This window comes from Microcoleus sp. M2_D5, assembly GCF_036701935.1.
In the GTDB taxonomy this organism is placed as follows: Bacteria; Cyanobacteriota; Cyanobacteriia; order Cyanobacteriales; family Microcoleaceae; genus Microcoleus.
On the sequence record NZ_JAUBRP010000027.1, the window covers coordinates 1 to 20,575 of the forward strand.

Here is a 20,575-nt window from a genome sequence, read left to right on the forward strand (position 1 = left end):
ACCTTAAATTTGTTGGCCATATTACATCTCCTCTACTTTTAGCCTACATTTAGTGTACCTTCATAGTGAATTGGTATCAGGGAATACTAACAATTAGTAATTGGTTATTGACAATTGGCTGTAGGAAGGGCATTACCGCCGTTGGTGTACCCCAAGGCAGAAATTAGAAGGCAGAATTTAAAATCCGTATCAATCCAAAGAAAGAGATTTGAAGGCAAAAAATGGCAGCCCGATCGACCGATTTTAGCAACCCGCTTACCGCCGATATTCGTCTGGGGCTTGCGGGGAATTTTTTTACAGAGGGCAGTATGGTACAACTCGGCAGAATTTTACCATATCGTCCTTAAAGGCGATCGGGGTAATTTCAACTTGAAATGTCATATTTATGCTGCATTTCACAAACTTTCCGCATCCTGTTAAATAAGTTTATTTCTGAATAATTTGACTGCTAAAATAACTGATAGAAACAGAACACAGCATGATACTGATACTATTGTTTCTTTGATATTTGGTGATATAAATACAATAAATCCCTCCTCTTTAATCAGGGCAGAGAAGCTTGAGACACAAAATGGCATGAGATATAACCTAAATGCCTGCCAACGATCTCTTTTGCCTTTACTAGAAGAAACACTTAGCATCAGACCCGTACCGATTACAGCACTTATACCAATTGAATTGATCCATATCTTAACCGAAGGGTCAAAATGAAAACAAACTACTATAACATACCAAATGAGATAGCACCAGAGAATAGCTTTATCTAATTGGATTTCGCAAAGATATTGAATCAACCATTTCATGGCTATAAAAATGCTTGGATTTTTTCAATCTAACTGATGAATACAACCCGGTGAATTGAAGAATTAGGGATGGAGAGCAAAAGAGTTTTCTAACGAGACAAGTTGATACCCCGCATCGGCTGGTGACACAACTGAGATAAAAACCAATGGCTCATCACCGTTGTTGAATACTCCATGTACACATCCGGTATGAGCGACTACAACATCCCCAGCAGCGATCGACTTCGTAGTGCCTGCTTTGTCCAAATAGTAGTCTCCCTTCCCGGTTAAAACAGTCCAAGTGTCTTGCCCGTTGGGATGGGTGTGCGCGGGGATTGCCTGACCTGGCTTGATATACCAGGCGACAACGACAGCCTCCTTAGATTCGGTAACGATCGAGCGAACAGGCTCTCCCTCAGTCGGTTGAAAGAATTTAGAACTGCTGAATATCCTAGTTGTACTCATCTTTGCATCACTCTTTGAAAGACTTCTAAGGTGATTGTCTCACCGATCGCCTACAAAGAACTGTCTCACCGATCACTTTACGGAAACTTAACTCAGAGCAATAAACCCGCTCAAATCACAACTTGTAAGGAGCGCGATCGTCTTTTCCCAAGAGCGCACCGAGTACAAGAATAACGCTAGAAACTAACGATCGCACGCTCATTGAAAAGCTATCGACAAATCAGGTAATTTTGAAGTATTGGGTATTGCGATCGCGACCTAACTCTTACCGTGACTTGTTCTGCCGCTGTCAACTACAAGCTCTGACAATCTTATTTCTGGGCGGATTTGTTAAACAGTTTGGACGCAGCACCTCTCAAAATGTGCGGTAGTAACTTTGGGCCCGGCAAGAAGACAATCCCTAACTGCTGCATTAATCCAAGTGCATCGCCCTGCCCCCAATGCTCCGCGATTTTGCCGTTCTCGACTCGATCGATGTGCATAATCGCCAAGCTGATTTGTTTGCCCGTTGGCGGCAGACCCTGAAATTCTCCGAGGTGTGTTGCTGTGAAGGTTCCCCACGTCACTACTTTATCGCCTGCAACCAGAACCTCATCAAAAACGTGTTTACCCTGACTGAAAGCTAGATAAAATGACATCCCGAACTGCTTGAACTCCTCCCCGTCCAATGGCTCCGGGATTCCCGCCATGCGAGCAATAAAATTCGGCGCTAGAAGTTCTAAGGCTTGTTCCATTTTGCGATCGTCGAAGGCTTTGTAGAACTGGAGAACGATTGCTTTGTTTTGGTAGCTCAGCATACAGAATTTTGTTTTGAACTAAATTGTAACGCAATGATTGCGAGAACCCGATCGAAATATCGAGCCGACTTCAACACGCTGCCTCGACACTCATCTTCAACATCAACTCACTTCACGCAATAATCGATCGCTTCATATCACGTCCGATCGACCAAATTCATCTTCAAAATAACCGATCGCTGGGAATTCTCTACAAACTGTTTGCCACATTCCTTACAGCGATAGCACTGCTTCCCCCGTCGATAACCGTTTTTGGACAACTGCTCCGATCGACAATGAGGACATTTCATTACTTTCATTACATGACTCGATCGACTTTCCCCCACATATGGCTCTAAATACGACACCAACAAATCCTCAATCTGCCCTACGAGTTGTTGGCGATACTGTCGATCGGGGTTCCGAAGTGCCGACAGAATGACAGCATTACTGCTGTGAACGCAAACCTCTGCTAACAGGCTGCATTGCGCCTCCCCCAAGCTGGGATTTCTCTGCTGCAAAAGACTTGCCATAAAGTCGATCGCTTCCTGAGTCATACTTTCATCGATCGACTGGAAAATCTCGCGCGCTATATAAAACTGCACGAACACCACCCGCGATACAGGCTGTTCAAACATCTCTGCAACAGCAGTGACCAGGGTATGGATCATTTCGCGCAGCGGTAACTGAACGATTTCCGACGTGTTCGCCTGCGCCCACATCGCCTTGACCCGATCGGCATGACGCAGTTCCATTGCATTAAAAATGGCAGCTTTATCAGGAAAAAACTGATACAGAGAACCGATGGCTGTCCCTGCTTTTGCTGCAATTAGATGGGTAGTCGCCTCCCAATAGCCCACCTCGTCAAACACTGCTGCTGCTGCATCCAAGATTTTTTCGACTCTTTCTTTACCCCGCTGCTGTTTCGGTTGACGGCGCAAACTGCTTGACGAATGCGAATCTTCTGTCATATTCTAGAAAAGCGACAAATCTCTCACAATTTTAGGTCTAAAGGAGAACACCATGCAGTCTATGCTTCCCGGTGCGCCTTGGTTGTTGGCACACAAATCGATGCTGACAGCGAACCAGCCTCGCAAAATTTCCTTGTACGGCACCGACTATGTGATGTGGAAAGATCCTGCCGGAACCATCCATGCCTTGCCCAATGCCTGTCCGCACATGGGAGCAATGCTGTCGGAAGGATGGTGCGAAACCGAAGGCGATCGCCCAAGCGGTGTTGTCTGCCCCTTCCATGCCCTGAAATTTGATGCGGGCGGCTGCACCGTATTGCCCGGATCGAATCAGAAAACTTTGCCCTTACTGAAACCGTTAGATTTGATTGTTCAAGATGACTTCATTTGGTCTTACGGGGAATACCAGCCGCAAGTCCCCATTCCCAACGTACTGAATGAAATCGCCGAAACTTACTACTTCATCGGGCATACCGCCGATCGCAGTATCGAGACAGATTTGCTGACAATGCTGCTGAATATGCACGACTACAACCATCAAAACGGCACCCACCGGGACTTGTTTAGAATTACCGATGTGGAATTTCATCAATTCATTGATGAGGGACATCAATCCCATGCGTTTTACGATATGCCGACGGCCCCTTACAGTTTGGCAGAAAAGCTCAGAAAGCCAGATTTGTGGTTGCTGCCGAGCACCATTAAAGCTCACTTAGAAAATCATTTCCCATCCCTAGTAATTTTTCATGGAGAAATGCCATTCGGCAAAGCTGCACAGTGTCATATATTCGTACCAGAAGCCGAGAATCGGACGCGGACTTATATTTTGCTGTTCGGTCAAGCAAAGCATCCTCTATTTAAGGTGTTGGGGGGAACGTATCTCAATTTTGGTAAAGTTGTCGTCGATCAAGATGCGGATATTTTAGGAAAAATTTATCCCGATACGCCTCAGAAAATTAAACTCAATAATGAAGTGGGGATGGATTGGGTGCGGCGCAATTTTGAAAGCTTCCCTAGTGTGAGGGAGCCTAATCTTTCCAGGTAGACAGTGAAGATGCCTTCAGCATCCTACTAGGTCGATACCTAAGAGCTCAATACGCAGGCTTATTTCCCCAGAGCGTTCAGAGCCTTGCGGAAAACGATCTTGTCCTCGCCCGCCTTGTAGAACTCGCGGATTCTTGCTTCCTCGTCGTAACCGCTCTTGCGATAGAACGATCGAACGTACTCGAAGCTCTCCAGTCCCGATGTTTCCACGAGCAGCACGCGCTCGCCCCGCTGGGCCAACATCTGTTCGACGTGGGTTAGCAGTGCCGTACCGCGTCCTTGCTGCTGACGATCTGGACAGACGGCAATTAGATATAGATTCCACGTCCCCTGGGTCATTCGTTCCGGCGCAACATACGCGACCCCCACCAGCCCGCCGTCATCGTCGGTGAGCCAGATGTCTTGGCTATTTTCGCCGTCGAAGTAGTCTGCCAGCATGAGGGCGAGTTCTTCGGTCTCGTGTGGCTCGAATCCAATTGCCTCAACTAAGGCGATTAATGCAGTCGTGTCATCGGGCGCGATCGGGCGAATCATAGCAAACTCCGTGGGTATGCAAAATAGGTCAGCCACTGAAGGTAATATTACAACAGTAGTCGATGGCATTGGCACTGGTGTGGTGATCTGTCCCGAGCAGTTCTGTGCAGAGCAACAACAATACCTCGTGCGGCGACATATAGCGGTTCGAGCGAAAGATGAGGTATGAATGACAGCTTATATAACCACTGAAACGTATAGGGCCGGGGCCCAACTACGTCCGCGAATCTTTCTGAGAAAGGCTATATCAATGCTTTACTAACATCATCTTGAATACCGAAGTCCTAGAAACTAAAAGGGCGATCCAATAGCTGCAAGCAACGATGGAGCACGCTCATTGAGCGCGCGATCGACCACAGTTAATTTTGAAGTATTGGGTATTGCGATCGAGTGTTGGAAACTACAATTCATCAAATGAATGATTAGATATTACTTTGTAGTTTGGGGCAACAATTGATTTAGTGCACCACACAAGTATCCCTTCACGGTGTCCCTACTTGCAGTCACGCCACTGGGAAGAGTAAAAATCATTTCGACATTTAATAGATTTCCGTCGGCTGAGGCAAAAACATCGATCGGCAAAGCCCGCTGAAATGCTGTTGCGGGATTTTCGGCTTTCATGACACCTAAGTTCAGATCCGTGCTGAGAGTCTTGATGCCCTCGCGCGCCAAAATTGGTCGTAATTGGGAAAATGCTCTCTCTATCGATAACCCCTCAACCTGAACACGTGCAGAAAAGGCGGAACCATTCAAAAAGTCCCCCTTTTTTTGAAAGCTTTCCTCGCAGGTTGTGGCAACAGCGGGGGTGGCTAAACATATGAGAGCTAGAGTTAGTACAAGCGATCGCATATTAGCTTAGTTATGAGAATGAAACGAAACAATCATCAAGATTATGATGAACCATCATAGGAGGGTTTGGCAAGCGATGCAAATACCTTCGATGGTTTTTAGCATGAGTTGCAGTCTGGTTAGTATTCGCTGCTATTATAGCAACTATAGAAACTAGAATAATTAAGGGTAAAGACTAAAAGAGCGATCGTACTTAGGATCGCGAATTAAATAAATTCCGCAAGGAAAGTGGGATGGGCGTCCCGCCCGTCCACTCATGACGGGCGGGACGCCCATCCCACAATAACAATTAAAATTGTAAGTTATTTAATTCGCGATCCTTAGTTATAATTTGTCCGCACCCAGCCCAACGCAGTGAAGGGAAGCAATCGCCACCATCTGAGATTGCGACACGAGCGTGAACAAAGACAAGTGATTAGCCGAACATGATAAAAAATGTCACTAAAATCATTGAGGAAACAGGGCTGGGGCAAGCCAATGTTTCCCAGCACCTCAAGATTTTGACCCCGGCAGGCATCGTTCAACAGCAACCGCAGGGAGTCAGTGTTTACTATCAAATCACTGACCCGATGATTTTGAATATATGCGAACTTGTGTGTCAGAAGCTCGAAACTCGATTGCAAGAACAGTCACAACAGTTAAAAAAGCTCGACAGATTGCGTCAACTCTAACCGCGCTCGCGTTGGCTGCAAGTGCTGTGTGCGATCGAGAGTCGTGCTAAAAATGTCACTATATCTAACTATCTGCACGCTTGTAATTCATCACCAAATCCAACCGCGATAAAGAACTTGTCGCTGATTCCCGCACATAAGAATCCACCGATTCATCATTCGCAAATGTGGTCAGAACTTCTACACAACGGCTATCGCCCACAGAAGCAAGAGCATTCACGATCGCCACTTGTACCGCCACATTATCCGTTGTATTCAGCGACTCCACCAAAATCTCAAAAGCAGACGAACCCATCTGCCCCAAGGCCATCACAGAAGCAATATTAACCACAGGATTCGGATCTTCGATCGCCTTTTTTAATCCCTGCAAGCCCGCTTCAGGAAACGGCAACTCTGGATAATTAATCGCAATTTGTGCCAATACCTTCGCCGCACTCCCTCGCACAGTCACATTATCACTGTTTAACAATGCGTCCACCACCGATGGCACGGCATCTTCACCAATCACGCCCAAGGCTTTTACCGCCGCCCGACGATAGGTGACATCTTCTTCATCTAAAATGCCCACCAGTCGAGAAATTGTATTTTCATCGCGGGAATCGGCAATTTCAAACATTGCCCGATCGCGCAGATGAGGGTTCGGGTGTTTTAGTTGTTCAAACAAAGCATCTGTTGTCATGGTTTTTGGGGTTTTAGGTGTTTTGATTAAGCTGAATTAACAATCCTGGGCGCATAAATATCAAAGAAACCGGGTTTTTTACCAGTATTAAAGGCAGGGATACAATATTGTCGTAAAAAAACCCGGTTTCTGCCTCCCGTCCTAAATTAAGATAGTTCGGATGTTACACAAGTATGAGCATCTACTTTAGCTCGAACCAACCAATCTTGGTCGGCCGCAGCAATTTCATAACCGCTGACATCACCAAGTTTTTCTAGTGCCATTAATGCAGCATACTTCAAATCCCAGATTTTAGTTTCCAGACAGATTTTCAATTCGGGAATAGCACGTTGTTCTCCCAGTTCCCCCAGGGCGATCGCCGCCGCTGCACGGGATTTCTGAAACTGGGGTTGGGAGTGATGCAAAGCTTCCAATAACAAATCGTAGGCGGGAGAATGTTTTAACCAACCAAACAATTTTACCACATGAAAATGCGCTCCATAGTCATTATTTGCTTCTTCAGCAAAGGTAGCAAACAGGGCGGCTGGTGCATCCTCTGAGTAATTTTCTAGTATAGTTTTAGCTGCTAGATAGCAACGTCCAAAATCTGTTTCGTATAATTGGCGAATCAAAAACGGTAAGTCGGGTAATTTTTCATAACTATGTATTAAATCTAAATCTGCTGGATAGTCTCTTAATGTTTGTTCCAAATGGGGTTTAATGTTAGCAAATGTCAGGATTTTCTCAGCAATTCCTGCTTCTGCTAACATCCTAATTCCTCTGAGTCTAAAGACTAAAGATACCGGACATCTGGCAATATTTGGAATTGCATCGTAGTAACGCGCATCTATCAAATCCTGAATAGATAATCTGCGCCCCAGGACATTTTTGTGTTGCAACATCGCGACAACTTTTCCCATTTGAGAAAAGTCTCTGGTTAAGCGACAAATTGCGGCGATCGCAGCACTAGCAGTCGGCGGGTCAATATCATCGACAAATCTGCGAATTCTGGCTACGGCTGGCTGATAATCTAATTTAGTTAGGGTGTGGATAATTACCCGGTAGGTTTGTCCCGGTTTGTCGAGCAATTGAGCAACTTCTGCTAAAATATCGGCATCTTGAGTGCCAATTTCGCCGATCGCCCAAACGGCATTTTCCACCGTGTAGCAGTCATCATCGGCCAGACAGGTGCGAATCACCGGCAATGCTTGCACAGCTTGCAATCTTCCTAATGTTTCCACCGATTTGCGGCGCACAATCCGGTTTTCCAGCACCGGATCGGTTTGTTGTACTGCTCGCATCAGTGCTGCGATCGATCGATCACTTGAGAAATTGATCAAGTGAGAAGCAGCTATGTAGCGGGAATCCTCTTCGCCGATTTCAGCTTGGGGCGTATCTAAAAGGGCGATCGCCTGGTCTTCCGTTAAATTAAAAAAACTAAAAAAGCGTTTATCCATAAAATTAGCAGTCTGCAATAACTATAATATGATATGCCTATTAAAACACAATAACAAGCCTAGGAATTCTTTACCCTTACCTCACCAAAATCGGTAAAGCAACGAGCCAAGAGTTCCTAGACTTGTCGGGTAAAAACTACCCAGTCACGACATTACAAACCTGTCAGTTAATTAGGACAGGGAGTTGATCGCGTAGTCAAGAAGAGCATTGTACTCAGTCAAAGCTTGAGCAGACAAATCGCGAGGAGCGCAACCGCGGTTGCGAGCAAAGCTCAATGCTTCAACGTAAGGAGCAGTAGGCAAGCCCAAAGCGCGATAAACTTCGCGTTGACCAGCAATACCCCATTCATCCAGAGGGCCTGTGCCGCCAACAACTAAGCAATATTGAACCAAGCGCAGGTAGTGCTTGATGTCGCGATGGCATTTTGCTTTGAAAGTATCGGTGGAGTTAGCTTGACCTGCTTCGTTCAAGTAAGGATACTTTTTGATGCAAGCATCATAAGCTTCTTTAGCAACTGCGTCGAGGTTGTTGCCTAGTTTTTCGGCAGCTTCTAAACGAGCAGCAGAGCGTTGGATAGAACCTTGAACTGATTCTAAATCTGAGGTGCTAGGGAAGCGGCCTGCTGCATCAGCAGAGGCAATAGCGGTGGTGAGAACTGATTTCATTTCCTAAAACTCCTAAAGTGATTTTGACGACAGTGAGCGTAGTTTCAATTTTGCTGAGCGACTTGCGATTAGCAACTGACTAGCTCAGTGCAGAAATGATGCGATCGAAGTAGCTGGAAGCTTCAGCAACGAGGCTAGCACAACGATCTTCTACTACAGGACTGCCCATTTTGCGGAGCTTAGCACCAGCAAATTTTTCGCTGGGATTGTCTTGGATGTGAGCGGCGGCTTGAGCCTTCATGATTTGAACGGCACGCACGGTGGAGGTAGTGGGCACGCCCAAAGCTGCGTAGGTTTCTTTCAAACCATTCAAGCAACGGTCATCAAGAACTGAAGCATCACCAGCCAACAAAGCATAGGTGACATAGCGCAAAATGATTTCTGCATCGCGCAAGCAAGCAGCCATGCGGCGGTTAGGATAGCAGTTACCACCAGCTTGAATCAAGCCTTGGTTTTCGCAGATCATACCGGCAACAGCATCAGAAACCATGCAGCTAGCGTTGCTGGCGATCGCGTTTACAGCATCCAAGCGTCTGTTGCCGCTGGCAACGAAAGCTCTCAGGGCACTGATATCACCGACGGTGGAGGTGCTGGCATCGGCTGAAACTACAGCTCTTGAAAAAGCGTCAAGCATTGAGTTCTCCTTAACTTAGAAAAATTATTTCTGATTTCAGTTGGTCAACTGGGTGACTAACTTAATGGTTTTGAATATATCTGTGGGGTGTTGCCTCTGTCTCATTCCTGAGAAACAAAGTAACAATTTGTTACTTTTGTGGCTAAAAGCACTTTTTTTCGTGGACAGGGGCGCCAAAAGCGGAGTTCTGAAGACAAGAATATTTTGGCTCTTGCCCCTGTACAATGTTTTCCATGAACAATATTAAGCAGTTTGTTGAAAATTCTCTAGGACGGTGGCGATCGCAGCGCAGCGCCCATCATTTGACTTTCAGACACTTTGAAGCTGTGCAGTCAGTCATTGATATCGTTGCTATCTCACCGGGCGATCGGGCAGTAATCGAACTCTGTCAATTGTATAGTGTTGACCCATCCCAAGCAGTCATGCCTTTTCAAATGAGTTGGGAGGGTGAGTCAGATTGGGATGAGAATTCTGAGGTTAAGGGAAGTTGTATTCTTGTACCAATCCCCGATCCAAATATACCTAATCGCGGTAAGTTATTACGAGATCAAGGTTATGCTGAAACTATTGCCGCAGCAGGTGACTATCATATCGCAGAGGATGGAACTTTTGTGCTTTTGACTAGCTACGAACACGCCGCAGCGGAAGAAAAAATCTGGTTTGCTAATCCTAATTTACGGTTTCGTGTTTCCCTAATTAAAACCAGTGGAGGAAGTGGAGTAGTAACGGCATCATTTTCCTCAGAGATTCGTTCGCTGTCAGGCAATTAGTGAATTGCTAATTGCTATTAATAAACTTTCTTCTACCTTCTCCTTAGCTTATGAATTCCGTTAAAAGCAATGATTTAATCACTTTAGCTCAGTGGATGGCTGGGGATTTTAGTAACTATCAGCAATCTTTTGATAACCCACAACAATTTGCCCATATTCGGATATTTTTTCGTCCCTTACCCTTTGAATTTTTCAATGCCATTGGCTTTTACTCTGAACAGGTTTACGACCACGATCTCTGGACTCCCTATCGTCAGGGAGTTCATCGCTTAATTGACCAGGGAGATCGGATTTATATTGAAAATTATAGCCTCCAAGACCCCATACAGTACGCCGGAGCCGCACGAGAATTAAGCATTCTCAAAACTATTAAACCAGATAGTCTGCAACGACGCTATAACTGTTCCATGATTTTTCAACGAGACGGCGAAATGTTTCGAGGCAGTGTGGAACCTGGAAACCTTTGTCTCATCGAAAAAAGAGGTTGTTCCACCTACCTAGTCAGTGATGTCGAAATTACAGAAAAAACTTGGAGTAGCCTCGATCGAGGTCTGGACGTGAATACCCATCAACAGGTTTGGGGGTCGGCTTTTGGTTCTCTACAGTTTGAAAAGCGTCAAAGTTTTGCCACTGAGTTACCTCACATCCCATAACTTATCGGCGTAATAATTTCAAGTCACATTCGGTATATATTACAACAATTAACGACGTATTACAGAAAAAACATTGTAGGAACAGAGTCAGAGCCAAAATATCAACCTCTTTGTGTAGTACAGATAAGCTCGCCCAGCGCAGTTTGTGTTAAGTTATGTAAAGTTTTCTAATAGAACGTCTAAGTATGGTAGTTTCTCATGTAATACAATTGTGGAGATTTTTTCAATGGTTTTTGGACCTGCATCTCGACTTGGAGTCAGTTTATTTGAAGAAACACCCCGTTTAGAACTAATTCCAGGACGTTCACAAGAAGAAGTAGAAACCATTATTCGTGCCGTTTACCGGCAAGTTTTGGGTAATGCTTACGTCATGGAAAGTGAACGGGCGACGATTCCTGAATCCCAATTCAAAAGTGGTGAATTCAGTGTGCGCGAATTTGTCCGCGCTCTGGCAAAATCAGACGCTTACCGCTCTCGCTTTTTCGATACTTGTCCTCGCTATCGGTTTATAGAACTCAATTTCAAACATCTTTTAGGTCGGGCTCCTGATGGCTTAGAAGAAATGAGAGGACATAGCACCATTCTAGATACTGAAGGCTTCGAGGCAGAAATTGATTCTTACCTCGACAGCGATGAATACCAAAATGCCTACGGGGAAAATATCGTTCCCTATTTCAGAGGCTACAAAACCCAGCCAGGACAAAATATGGTTGGGTTTACTCATATGTTTGCTCTCTTGCGGGGAGCTTCCAGTAGCGACCTCAAGGGCAGTCTTTCTGGAAAAACCCCTGTTCTGAATAAATTCGTGATTCAGCAAACCCCCCTACCCATAGTTCCCCCTTCAGGTGGTGCAGTTGGAGATGGTTGGGCATTCCAAGAATCTGGTATCAATTCCCGTACTCGTGCTGGATTAGGCGCCTCAGCAGAAGGCAAAGTTTATCGCATTACTGTGACTGGATATCGTTCTTCAGCAACGACTGTGATGAACCGAGTCTCTAAATTTCGCTCTAGCAATCAAGCCTATCTCGTACCATTTGATAGGCTCTCGCAAGAATATCAACGCATCCACAAACAAGGCGGCGTAATTTCCAGCATCACTGCTGTCAACTAACAACCGCTCAAACTTCTGCCTTAACGACTTGGGGAATTATCTCCCTGAGCGTGTCTTTCACAATCCCTAATTCTCTGTTTTGAAGCGTTATTTATTCTGAGGAGAAAGTCAATGAGTGTCGTTTTAGATGCGCCAGTAGAACTTTGGCCTACCAGCAGTTCCGATGATAAACAGGCGGTAATTCGCGCTGTTTACAAGCAAGTATTGGGCAATCCCCATGTCATGGAAAGTGAACGCCTGACCATTGCAGAATCCAAGTTGTGCGATGGCACGATAACGGTACGAGAATTTGTCCGCGCTGTGGCTAAATCTGACTTTTATCGCAGTCGGTATTTTGAATCCTGCGCTCCTTACCGCTTTGTCGAGCTAAACTTCAAACATTTGTTGGGTCGCGCTCCTTTAGCTCAAGAGGAACTTTCTGAGCATATTTGTCGGTGTACCCAAGAAGGCTACGAGGCAGAAATTGATTCTTATCTCGATAGTCCAGAATATCAGGAAAAATTTGGCGAGAATACCGTTCCTTATTATCAAGGAGCAAAAAGTCAAGTCGGACAAAAGCAAGTCGGCTACAATCGCACCCTTTCCCTGTATCAAGGTTATGCAGGAGTTGATAGTGCTTTTACCGCTTCTCGCTTAGTAGATTTTGTGGCTGGCAATAGCGGTAACAAGATTACTCTACCAACAACAGGCGGTCGGATCAGTGCTTACAAAGATGCCACCGAAAAGACATTCAAGATTTTAGCGAAGGGGTCTAAATTTGATAGTCCTCGCCGACTAAGTAACACTGAATATCTTGTATCCGGTGCGAATATGACTCCGCAAATTCAGCGCATTCATCGTGCAGGCGGCAAAATTGTCAGCATCACAGAAGTTGCTTGAAGCCTAAAGTGATTCGCGGGTAGAGAAGTAAAGATTTGCTTCTCTACCCTCTCGGAAACAATCGCAATTTTTATCTTATCAGCCTCGCAAATATGAAAGCGATAACGATAGGAACAGATAGTTTTTCTGTCCCTCAATAACAGATGTGTTCGCCTCATTCAAGTTATTTCAACCAACAGCAACTTTTTTTTACACTCTCAATCAAACTTTAATTAACGTTAGGAAAAAAAAATGTCCAGTTTAACAGCCTCTTTCGTCAGTGACCCCGTAGAACTTCGCTCCAATGCAACAGAAGACGATTTACAAGTCGTCATTCGTGCTGCTTACCGACAGGTGTTAGGAAATGCTCACATGATGGAAAGTCAGCGTCTCACCAGTGCTGAATCTTTGCTTCGCAATGGTGATATTACGGTGCGTGAATTTGTCAGACAAGTCGCAAAATCAGACCTTTATCAATCTCTCTTTTTTAACACCAATTCTGCCTATCGGTTCATCGAGTTAAACTGCAAGCATTTACTTGGTCGCGCTCCTTTAGAACAGAAGGAGATTTCGGAGCACGTCCAAATTTGTAACGGTCAAGGCTATGAAGCCGAAATCGATTCTTATATCGATAGTGACGATTACAGCCAGAACTTTGGCGAGAATATTGTGCCTTATCCTCGGAGCATTCGCAGCCAAGCTGGTATCAAGAATGTCGGGTTTAATCGGATGCTTTCTTTGCTGGGAGGAGCAGCTACTAGCGATAGCAGCAATCAAGCTCAATTAATTGCTACGGTTGCGAGCAATCTGCCTCAGAAAATCAAACTTTCTAGCGTTGGTAGCAGTGGAGCCTCTAGCACAACTGGTAAACGTTTTCGGATTACTGCTGCTAAGTCTGGTGGTGCTAAAGTCAGAGCGAGCAATCTCAGCTATGAAGTCAGCTATGCTCAAATGTCTAAGCAAATTAAAAATATTCAGAAAATGGGAGGCAAAATTCTCAGTATTACTGAAGTTGGCTAAATTTACCTAGACTTCACCTTTGTCTTCATTGAAGTTTGGTATCTCTTGCTTTCTATAGAGCGAGTTTATTATTCGCTCTTTTTCTTCTATTCAACACTTGAAAATAAAAATAAATCACTCAGTTTTCAAGCTGAGGATCTGAAAAATGCTACCCCCAATAGCTTGTAAAAAAATTCAGGCTTGGATCAGAAGTCGTCACCTAATTTTTTGCGGTCAATTGCTAGTTTTTGAAACTTTAGACTATCCAGCAGTTGAGCGATTTGAGGAATGTGTTAACAGCCTAGGAGGGTGCTTAATTTCTGTTGAACCAACCAAACGACTTTGGATGGGAAATCATCGACAAGTGATTCTCTATCAGGCTAAAGCCAGTTTGCATACACCTCATCATGAACTGCGGCAATATTGGTTCAAGTACGGCTGTTTTCAGACTCGATTCGATCAAAGAGCTTAGCTATAACAACCGCCCAGGTTAAGCTGTGGAGCATTTAAAATGGTATTGTATGGTGAGTCAGTTTTAAGGCGTTTTCCATGTAGAGTCAGTGTTATAGATGACGCACCCGGAGCGGCATCGTTAGTGATTTAAATGCTCCACAGCTTATTAATTATTAAAATATCTTTGATTATTTGCATAATTAGGAACTTTTTGGTTAAAATAAAGAAAAATTATACTTTGTTGTGGCTATGGATATTCACGAAATTGAAACGTCTCTGAACAATCCTGATTTTCAGTATCGACTCAAGGCCGTCGCGGCTCTCAAGGATTATCAACCAGAGATTGCTGTTCCCTTGCTCAAGGGCAAACTCGATGACCCGGAATTCTTAGTACGTTCCTTTGTCAGTCGGGCATTTGGGACACAACAAACCGCCGATTCCTTCGCCGCATTGCTCCAAATCATGAAATTTGATAATACGCCGAATGTGCGAGCTGAGGCTGCTAATTCTCTTTCGCTTTTTGGTCGATGTGCTGCATCTCATTTAGTCTCGACTTTTTTTCAGGATGACCACTGGTTAGTTCGTCGTAGTATTCTGGCTGTTTTGGTTGATATGAAGTGCGAAAGCGAACTCTTTGAGGTCTGTATGGAAGCCTTAGCTGGCGAAGATAGGAGCACCCAGGAAGCGGCTGTGGATGCACTTGGTACATTAGCCGGAACTAATCAGGAACAGGCTGCACTTTCTCAGTTATTAATGCTGGCTAATTCTGAGTATGAACGTATGCGTCAGCACGTCGCATCTGCTTTGCAGAATTTTGATGCTCCGCAGGCTAAGGAAATTTTAGGTCAACTTCGGCAAGACTCAAATCATCGAGTTGTTGCTGCTTTAGAAAATCTGCTTTAGACAATAAATAGTAAGGAAGTTGATTAAGCTGGACTAAAAGTTTTTAACCCACTGATTAAATGGTCAAAAGAGATACTTAATAAATCCCGGTCTTCAGAATTAAAATGCTGCAAGCTAACTTTTTTCAACTGTTCTAGTCCACAAAGCATCGCCGAAACAGGAACCCGCAATTCTTGATACAGTAGCTCCATATTTTTGAGTCCTTCTGGGCTAGTAAATTGAGGATTGTTACCTGCAATTCCATAGGTGATACACCGTAGGAACTGCCAAAAATCTCGCCAACAGGCTTCAGCACGTTCGGGAGGATAAAGGTCATTACCAGGCTCAGTGATATCGGGAAAGTCCGCTAATACCTTTTTCCTCGCATCAGCAACAATATCAGGAGCTCGATCTCGCAATAATCTGGCTTTTTCTAGCATTAAAGAGAGATGAGGGTGAATATTTTCAATGCGTTCTAAATCCTCATCTGTGAGATATCGACTTTGATTGTCAGCATCTTGAAAAATGGCAATTACTTCATCTGAATATAAATTTTTCCAAGTTGCAAAACTGACAATTCTCGCTTGAGGAATTAATTGTTTGGCTCTTTCACTTAATTGCATATTTATTAAATTACACTAACTTAATTTACTAGGATAGACTAAAATTATGAGCGAAGGAGTTAAGATTTATTACAAATGCAGCCGTTAAATGATGGTTGGTACAGGGCTTTTCTGGGAAATCCTGAGTGTACAACAGATTTTTGTAACGAAATATTACTTTGTTTGTCAAATACAGAGACAAGATTTAAGGTAATCCCTTATGATCTTGTTTTGAGGGAAAGATTGAAGGAGCTAGATTTTAATCTATGTTTAAGCCGTTTCAGGAATTCTTAGAAAAAGAACTGTTTGGACGTTTTGCTCTAGAGAGTCGTCCCATTCCCTCTGGGTTGGAATCGGTGGTGAGTGAAAGAGGCAAAAATCCTGCCACGATTCAAAGTTGGTGCTATCAATGTCCCGAATTGCGAAAGATTCGTTACACATACATTGATGCTGGAGAAACGGCACAAATTTTCAATAGTGTCATTTATCCGAATTATAATTACGATCTGCCTTTGCTGGGAATTGATTTTTTAGCCTTTGGACAGAAGAAAATCTTGGTTGTCTTGGATTTTCAACCTTTATTCCGCGATCGCGCCTACATAGACAAATATATCGGGCCAATGAGCGCAATTAAGGATAAATACAAAGATTTAACGCAAGACTTAGAAATGAAGTTTTACGATGCGAATCAGTATTTTTCTAATAACTTGCTATTTGCTAAAACAGATGCAGAAACAGTTGTAACTCGTTTGTTTCCAGCCTATCAAGAATATGTCCAGTTGTATTGGCAAATGCTAGAGCAAGCCTCCCCGCTTAACACTCCAGAAGAGATGCAGCAGATTGTGAAGGCACAGAAAGATTACGATCAGTATAGTGCGGAACGCGATCCAGCATCAGGGCTATTCGGCAGCTATTTTGGGCATGAATGGTCAGATAGATTTCTGTACGAGTTTTTGTTTGAAGATGCTGTTCCCTTAGCAGTTCCAGCGGGAGTAAGATAAGTTAAAAATGACTCTTTATCAGCCTTTCTTAGATTACGCTATCCCACTTCTAAAAGCACGACTTGACTTGGCTCCCTATCCCATTCCCGCAGGTTTTGAACGGAAGGAAGCTATAACTGGAAAGGGGAAAAAAGAGCAGTTGGTTGTGACGACAAGTCATGCTTTTAAATCCTCAAAATTACGGCAAATTCGGGCCGCCCATGTTGAGGGTGGTGATGCTCTCCAGGTACTTAATTTTGTGATTTTCCCCCAGTTAAATTATGATTTGCCTTTTTTTGGGGCGGACTTAGTAACTTTGCCGGGGGGACATTTAATTGCTTTAGATATGCAGCCTCTTTTTCACGATGCTGCTTATCAGAAGCAATACTCAGATCCAATTTTGCCGATTTTTAACAACTATCAAAAGGATTTGCCTTGGGGAGGAGATTTTCCTGACGAGGCAAAACCTTTCTTTTCACCTGCTTTTCTTTGGACTCGTCCGAAGGAAACAGAGGCTGTGCAAACTACGGTCTTTGAAGCTTTTAAGGATTATCTTCAAGCTTATCTCGATTTGGTTGAGCAAGCGCAACCTATAACTGATAGTGAAAGGTTGTCTGAGATTCTTCAGGCTCAACGGAATTATATCAATTATCGTGCTGCAAAAGATCCCGCTAGAGGAATGTTTATGCGGTTCTATGGTGAGGAGTGGACTGAGGAATATATTCACGGTTTTCTGTTCGATTTAGAACGCCAAATTCCCGACGTTCAACAATCAGTGTAAATTTATCCTAGCTGAGAGCGAAGACTCTGAGCCGTATTGTTACGAGTAAAAGCATTCCAAGTTCCTAATTCTTTGGGATCGCGAGTGCGAAGCATGGCTTTCATCTCTTGGGTGAGTCCTTGTGCTAGGGTAAAATCAGCGCCAGCAATACTCTTTAATTGCTCTAAATTTGCCCCGGTTAAGTCAGCCCCTCGTAAATCCGCTCCTTGTAATTCGACTCCAATTAAGATAGCATTTCGCAAATAAGCACCAGTCAGAAAGGCATTCTGAAGACTCGCCCCACTTAAGGCTGCTCCCTCTAAATTGGCCCCAGTTAAATCGGCTCCACTGAGATAAGCACCTCGCAGGTTACAGCCGTGTAAATCTGCTCCTCTGAGGTAAGCTGTATTGAGAAAAGCTCCACTAAGATTGGCTTGGGGACCAATTGCTCCCGAATTTTTGTAATTAAAACCCTCTGGCCAAAGGGTATGAGCATCATATTGAGCTAATTTTAATTTTGCCTCTTGTAGCTGGGCATCAATTAAATTACAGCCCTGTAAATCTGCACGAAAAAGATAGCTTTCTTGTAAATTCGCTCCACTCAAATTGGCATCTCTGAGATTTGCCCTTCGTAAATCAACCCCTTGGAGATTTGCCCCTTGTAAATTGGTTTGACTGAGGTTGGCCCCAATCAAATTTGAGCCGCTTAAATCAATACCAGATAAATCCATCTGGCTGAGGTTGATTCCCGCGATGTTGCTTTGAGCTAGACTTTTCCCTTGCTGAATGGTTGCCAAGATTTCAGTTGCAGAAAGGGGTTCGGAGAGGAAAGATGAGTGTTGACGAGGTGACATTATGTTTTTCTGAAAATTTATCGATCGAGTTGCTCAAAATTGTCCTGTGTCATTTATCCTAGAATTTGAAGGATTCCAGACTGACGTTTGTTTATTTTTCTTAACTAAAATCAGCTCTGATTCCCAGTTCGGCTAAGTTCAGGTCAAAGCCTAAATCCCCGTTTTTCATTGAGATTTGTCTCAATCCCTCTGATTACTCTCGCTAAGTTGACACAGAAATGCTGCTAACACCACCTATGACTATGATGGATTTCTTTCGCAAGAGTGAGGGCGTTTGGTTTACTCAGCGAACAGTCCATAATTTTGATACTGCTGCGGCTGATGAGTCGGGAGAGTCCAATGTCATCGTTGAAGTTTTGTCAATAGACGATCGCAGACTTTTAGATGTTTGTCAAGAGCAGAATGTCGATCCCGCTTTAGTTAGTGGGGGATGCAGTTTTATGTGGCAGGACAATTTAGATGATACAGTTCCGAACCAAAACTATGCTGCTATTCTTTTAGATGTGCCTAATCCTACTAATCCGAGAACGGGCAAGTTTCTGCGAAATCGAGGCTATGTTGAAGGTATTCCGGTCATCGGTGTTTACCATTTTGCGGATGATGGGGTGTTGACTATTGAGACGGAATATGAGACTAATCAAGGACAGGAACGCTGTTGGTTTATTAACGATCATTTTCGGGTACGGGTGATGACTGTGCAGATGGTAAATGGGGTTAAACAAATGGCATACTGTTCTGAGCGTCGTTGTATTTCTCACTCGGCTTTAGAAGAGATGATTGAACAAAATCGCTTGAGATTTTCTGGGGTGGGTGTGCTGTCACCTTAAAGCACAAATATCCAGTCTCTTGCAATCGCAGCTACACACACAGTCAAAATATACTGGTGAGTGAAATTGCGGTAACACAAACAAAAAATATCCCGACGACTGCAATCGCATCTACACAAAAAGTTCGCAGACGCGGACTAATTATTGAACTATCAAAACTATGTCTGAAAACGAAGAATTGAATCCATCCGATAATGAGGAAACTGTTGCTACTTCACCAGAGACTAATGTTGAAGAATTGGCAGAAGTAATTGCTGAATTTGAGAAATATCGCGAACGTTTGGTTAATGAAACGATGACTGCGGCACAAAAGGCCAAATTACCTCCGAAGGCGGCGATGGCTAAAATTGAGCCGGAACTTGCTAAGATTGATGCTGGACTGGATAGTCTGCGCGCTCAATTGGCGGCTCTAACTACTAATAATTAGGTGATGGTGATGGTCAATTCTAATGCTCGATCGGAGGTCGATCCAATTCTATTGTCTCACGCTGAAACAGATGCTTTTCTTCAGGAAGTTACTGAACAAATAGATTTAGATAGTTTCGACGCTAATGATTCCAATCTGTTGAAGCGGTTGGTTGAATGTTTGGGAGATACGCGGGGGATGACTCGACTGCGTTTCGCGGAAACTTTGGCGGAAATTGGCGAAGCGGCGACTCCTTTTTTGTTGGATGGTTTGGCTAATCATGTTAATCCGGTTGTGCGGCGCGCTGCTGCGAAAACTCTGACTTTGATTGCCGATCCGACTGCGGTTCCTCATTTAATTCATGCTTTGTTGAACGATGAGGATACGGTGGTTAAGGGTTCGTCAATTGGGGCGTTGGCGAGGATTGGGGAACCGTCTGTGCAGGCTTTGTTGGATATTTTAGGGTCAACTGATTTGCCTGAGAGTACGATCGGTCATGCGGCTTGGGCGTTGGCTTTTATTGGGGCGGGGGCGAAGGAGTATTTGTATCGGGCGATCGCGTCTGATTCGCCTGTGGTGCGCGGTGCGGTGGTGGGTGCGATCGCCAAGGTTGCACAGGAAGAACCGAAGGATGAATTATTCGAGATTTTGGTTAAGTCTCTCACGGATGTTGATGTTGATGTGCGCTGTGAGGCGGCGGCGGCTTTAGGAAATCTGGCTTATAAACCGGCTATTCCTAATCTGATTGAGTTGCTGGATACTGGTGATGGGGAAACTCGCAGGGCGGCGGCTTTGTCTTTGATGAAAGTGGGCGATCGGGCTGCGATCGAACCGCTACAAGCTGCATTGGAAAAGGAATCAGAAGCGGCGATTCAAGGTGTGATTAAGTTGGCAATTTCTCAAATTAAGTAAC

General features: G+C 44.3%; 25 protein-coding genes. 14 read left to right on the forward strand and 11 right to left on the reverse strand.

Translation table 11 applies throughout. The features are described 5' to 3' along the window. Window positions 1-866: 866 nt before the first annotated feature. The 3 genes from QUA50_RS13615 to QUA50_RS13630 all read right to left on the reverse strand — a co-directional run bounded on the left by QUA50_RS13615 (window position 867) and on the right by QUA50_RS13630 (window position 2,994). Entirely contained in the window at window positions 867-1,247 is a 381-nt protein-coding gene (locus QUA50_RS13615) for a cupin domain-containing protein (protein ID WP_333207964.1), read from the reverse strand. Between the two features lie 311 nt (window positions 1,248-1,558). After that, complete coding sequence (locus QUA50_RS13620) at window positions 1,559-2,044, reverse strand: ester cyclase (RefSeq protein WP_333264701.1); 486 nt, start codon at window positions 2,042-2,044, stop codon at window positions 1,559-1,561. 137 nt (window positions 2,045-2,181) lie between these two features. Continuing rightward, window positions 2,182-2,994 (reverse strand): TetR family transcriptional regulator, encoded by an 813-nt coding sequence (locus tag QUA50_RS13630; protein WP_445243096.1) that lies wholly within the window; start codon window positions 2,992-2,994, stop codon window positions 2,182-2,184. Window positions 2,995-3,046: 52 nt separating this feature from the next. Between QUA50_RS13630 and QUA50_RS13635 the strand changes: the two genes are divergently transcribed. Continuing rightward, a complete protein-coding gene (locus QUA50_RS13635) occupies window positions 3,047-4,039 on the forward strand; it encodes a Rieske 2Fe-2S domain-containing protein (protein WP_333207966.1) in 993 nt (330 codons plus the stop codon). 59 nt (window positions 4,040-4,098) lie between these two features. On the opposite strand, the gene QUA50_RS13640 is transcribed toward QUA50_RS13635, so the two are convergent. Together QUA50_RS13640 and QUA50_RS13645 are read right to left on the reverse strand one after the other, a co-directional pair. Further along, window positions 4,099-4,572, reverse strand: a complete 474-nt coding sequence (locus QUA50_RS13640) for a GNAT family N-acetyltransferase (protein WP_333207968.1) — start codon at window positions 4,570-4,572, stop codon at window positions 4,099-4,101. Between the two features lie 429 nt (window positions 4,573-5,001). Next, entirely contained in the window at window positions 5,002-5,193 is a 192-nt protein-coding gene (locus QUA50_RS13645) for a hypothetical protein (RefSeq protein WP_333234050.1), read from the reverse strand. Between the two features lie 653 nt (window positions 5,194-5,846). Between QUA50_RS13645 and QUA50_RS13650 the strand changes: the two genes are divergently transcribed. Beyond that, complete coding sequence (locus QUA50_RS13650; RefSeq protein WP_333207972.1) at window positions 5,847-6,092, forward strand: ArsR family transcriptional regulator; 246 nt, start codon at window positions 5,847-5,849, stop codon at window positions 6,090-6,092. Between the two features lie 64 nt (window positions 6,093-6,156). On the opposite strand, the gene QUA50_RS13655 is transcribed toward QUA50_RS13650, so the two are convergent. The 4 genes from QUA50_RS13655 to cpeB all read right to left on the reverse strand — a co-directional run bounded on the left by QUA50_RS13655 (window position 6,157) and on the right by cpeB (window position 9,507). Next, window positions 6,157-6,771, reverse strand: a complete 615-nt coding sequence (locus QUA50_RS13655; RefSeq protein WP_333207974.1) for a HEAT repeat domain-containing protein — start codon at window positions 6,769-6,771, stop codon at window positions 6,157-6,159. Between the two features lie 146 nt (window positions 6,772-6,917). After that, on the reverse strand, window positions 6,918-8,207 hold the full coding sequence (locus tag QUA50_RS13660) for a HEAT repeat domain-containing protein (RefSeq protein ID WP_333207976.1): 1,290 nt from the start codon (window positions 8,205-8,207) through the stop codon (window positions 6,918-6,920). 171 nt (window positions 8,208-8,378) lie between these two features. Beyond that, a complete protein-coding gene (locus QUA50_RS13665; protein WP_333207978.1) occupies window positions 8,379-8,873 on the reverse strand; it encodes a bleomycin hydrolase in 495 nt (164 codons plus the stop codon). Between the two features lie 79 nt (window positions 8,874-8,952). Continuing rightward, window positions 8,953-9,507 carry a C-phycoerythrin subunit beta gene (gene cpeB, locus QUA50_RS13670; protein WP_015174916.1) on the reverse strand — a complete coding sequence of 185 codons (555 nt, stop codon included), beginning with the start codon at window positions 9,505-9,507 and terminating at the stop codon, window positions 8,953-8,955. A 233-nt stretch (window positions 9,508-9,740) separates the two neighbouring features. On the opposite strand from cpeB, the gene QUA50_RS13675 reads away from it, so the two are divergent. From QUA50_RS13675 to QUA50_RS13705, 7 genes are all read left to right on the forward strand, one after another. After that, window positions 9,741-10,277, forward strand: coding sequence for a phycobiliprotein lyase (locus QUA50_RS13675; protein WP_333207979.1), 537 nt, complete (start codon window positions 9,741-9,743; stop codon window positions 10,275-10,277). Window positions 10,278-10,327: 50 nt separating this feature from the next. Next, a complete protein-coding gene (locus tag QUA50_RS13680; RefSeq protein WP_333207981.1) occupies window positions 10,328-10,930 on the forward strand; it encodes a chromophore lyase CpcT/CpeT in 603 nt (200 codons plus the stop codon). 226 nt (window positions 10,931-11,156) lie between these two features. After that, on the forward strand, window positions 11,157-12,041 hold the full coding sequence (locus QUA50_RS13685; protein ID WP_333207983.1) for a phycobilisome linker polypeptide: 885 nt from the start codon (window positions 11,157-11,159) through the stop codon (window positions 12,039-12,041). A gap of 111 nt (window positions 12,042-12,152) precedes the next feature. Beyond that, window positions 12,153-12,920, forward strand: coding sequence for a phycobilisome rod-core linker polypeptide (locus QUA50_RS13690; protein ID WP_333207985.1), 768 nt, complete (start codon window positions 12,153-12,155; stop codon window positions 12,918-12,920). Between the two features lie 231 nt (window positions 12,921-13,151). Further along, window positions 13,152-13,919, forward strand: coding sequence for a phycobilisome rod-core linker polypeptide (locus tag QUA50_RS13695; RefSeq protein WP_333207986.1), 768 nt, complete (start codon window positions 13,152-13,154; stop codon window positions 13,917-13,919). A gap of 145 nt (window positions 13,920-14,064) precedes the next feature. Further along, complete coding sequence (locus QUA50_RS13700) at window positions 14,065-14,370, forward strand: CpeR family transcriptional regulator (protein ID WP_333207987.1); 306 nt, start codon at window positions 14,065-14,067, stop codon at window positions 14,368-14,370. Window positions 14,371-14,600: 230 nt separating this feature from the next. Next, on the forward strand, window positions 14,601-15,254 hold the full coding sequence (locus tag QUA50_RS13705) for a HEAT repeat domain-containing protein (protein ID WP_333207988.1): 654 nt from the start codon (window positions 14,601-14,603) through the stop codon (window positions 15,252-15,254). A 23-nt stretch (window positions 15,255-15,277) separates the two neighbouring features. Here QUA50_RS13705 and QUA50_RS13710 read toward each other — a convergent pair whose 3' ends face one another. Then, entirely contained in the window at window positions 15,278-15,856 is a 579-nt protein-coding gene (locus QUA50_RS13710; RefSeq protein WP_333207990.1) for a phycobilisome protein, read from the reverse strand. Between the two features lie 245 nt (window positions 15,857-16,101). On the opposite strand from QUA50_RS13710, the gene QUA50_RS13715 reads away from it, so the two are divergent. Both QUA50_RS13715 and QUA50_RS13720 read left to right on the forward strand, forming a co-directional pair. Then, a complete protein-coding gene (locus QUA50_RS13715) occupies window positions 16,102-16,836 on the forward strand; it encodes a 15,16-dihydrobiliverdin:ferredoxin oxidoreductase (protein ID WP_333207991.1) in 735 nt (244 codons plus the stop codon). A gap of 7 nt (window positions 16,837-16,843) precedes the next feature. Continuing rightward, entirely contained in the window at window positions 16,844-17,596 is a 753-nt protein-coding gene (locus QUA50_RS13720) for a phycoerythrobilin:ferredoxin oxidoreductase (RefSeq protein WP_333207993.1), read from the forward strand. Window positions 17,597-17,598: 2 nt separating this feature from the next. On the opposite strand, the gene QUA50_RS13725 is transcribed toward QUA50_RS13720, so the two are convergent. After that, entirely contained in the window at window positions 17,599-18,429 is an 831-nt protein-coding gene (locus tag QUA50_RS13725) for a pentapeptide repeat-containing protein (RefSeq protein ID WP_333264702.1), read from the reverse strand. A gap of 242 nt (window positions 18,430-18,671) precedes the next feature. On the opposite strand from QUA50_RS13725, the gene QUA50_RS13730 reads away from it, so the two are divergent. The 3 genes from QUA50_RS13730 (at window position 18,672) to QUA50_RS13740 (ending at window position 20,574) form a co-directional block, all read left to right on the forward strand. Beyond that, the gene (locus QUA50_RS13730) at window positions 18,672-19,256 is read left to right on the forward strand and encodes a phycobiliprotein lyase (RefSeq protein ID WP_263053582.1); all 585 of its coding nucleotides are present in this window, start codon (window positions 18,672-18,674) and stop codon (window positions 19,254-19,256) included. A gap of 160 nt (window positions 19,257-19,416) precedes the next feature. Beyond that, window positions 19,417-19,683 carry a hypothetical protein gene (locus tag QUA50_RS13735; RefSeq protein ID WP_333207998.1) on the forward strand — a complete coding sequence of 89 codons (267 nt, stop codon included), beginning with the start codon at window positions 19,417-19,419 and terminating at the stop codon, window positions 19,681-19,683. Window positions 19,684-19,692: 9 nt separating this feature from the next. Beyond that, the gene (locus QUA50_RS13740; protein ID WP_333264703.1) at window positions 19,693-20,574 is read left to right on the forward strand and encodes a HEAT repeat domain-containing protein; all 882 of its coding nucleotides are present in this window, start codon (window positions 19,693-19,695) and stop codon (window positions 20,572-20,574) included. Window position 20,575 lies beyond the last annotated feature (1 nt).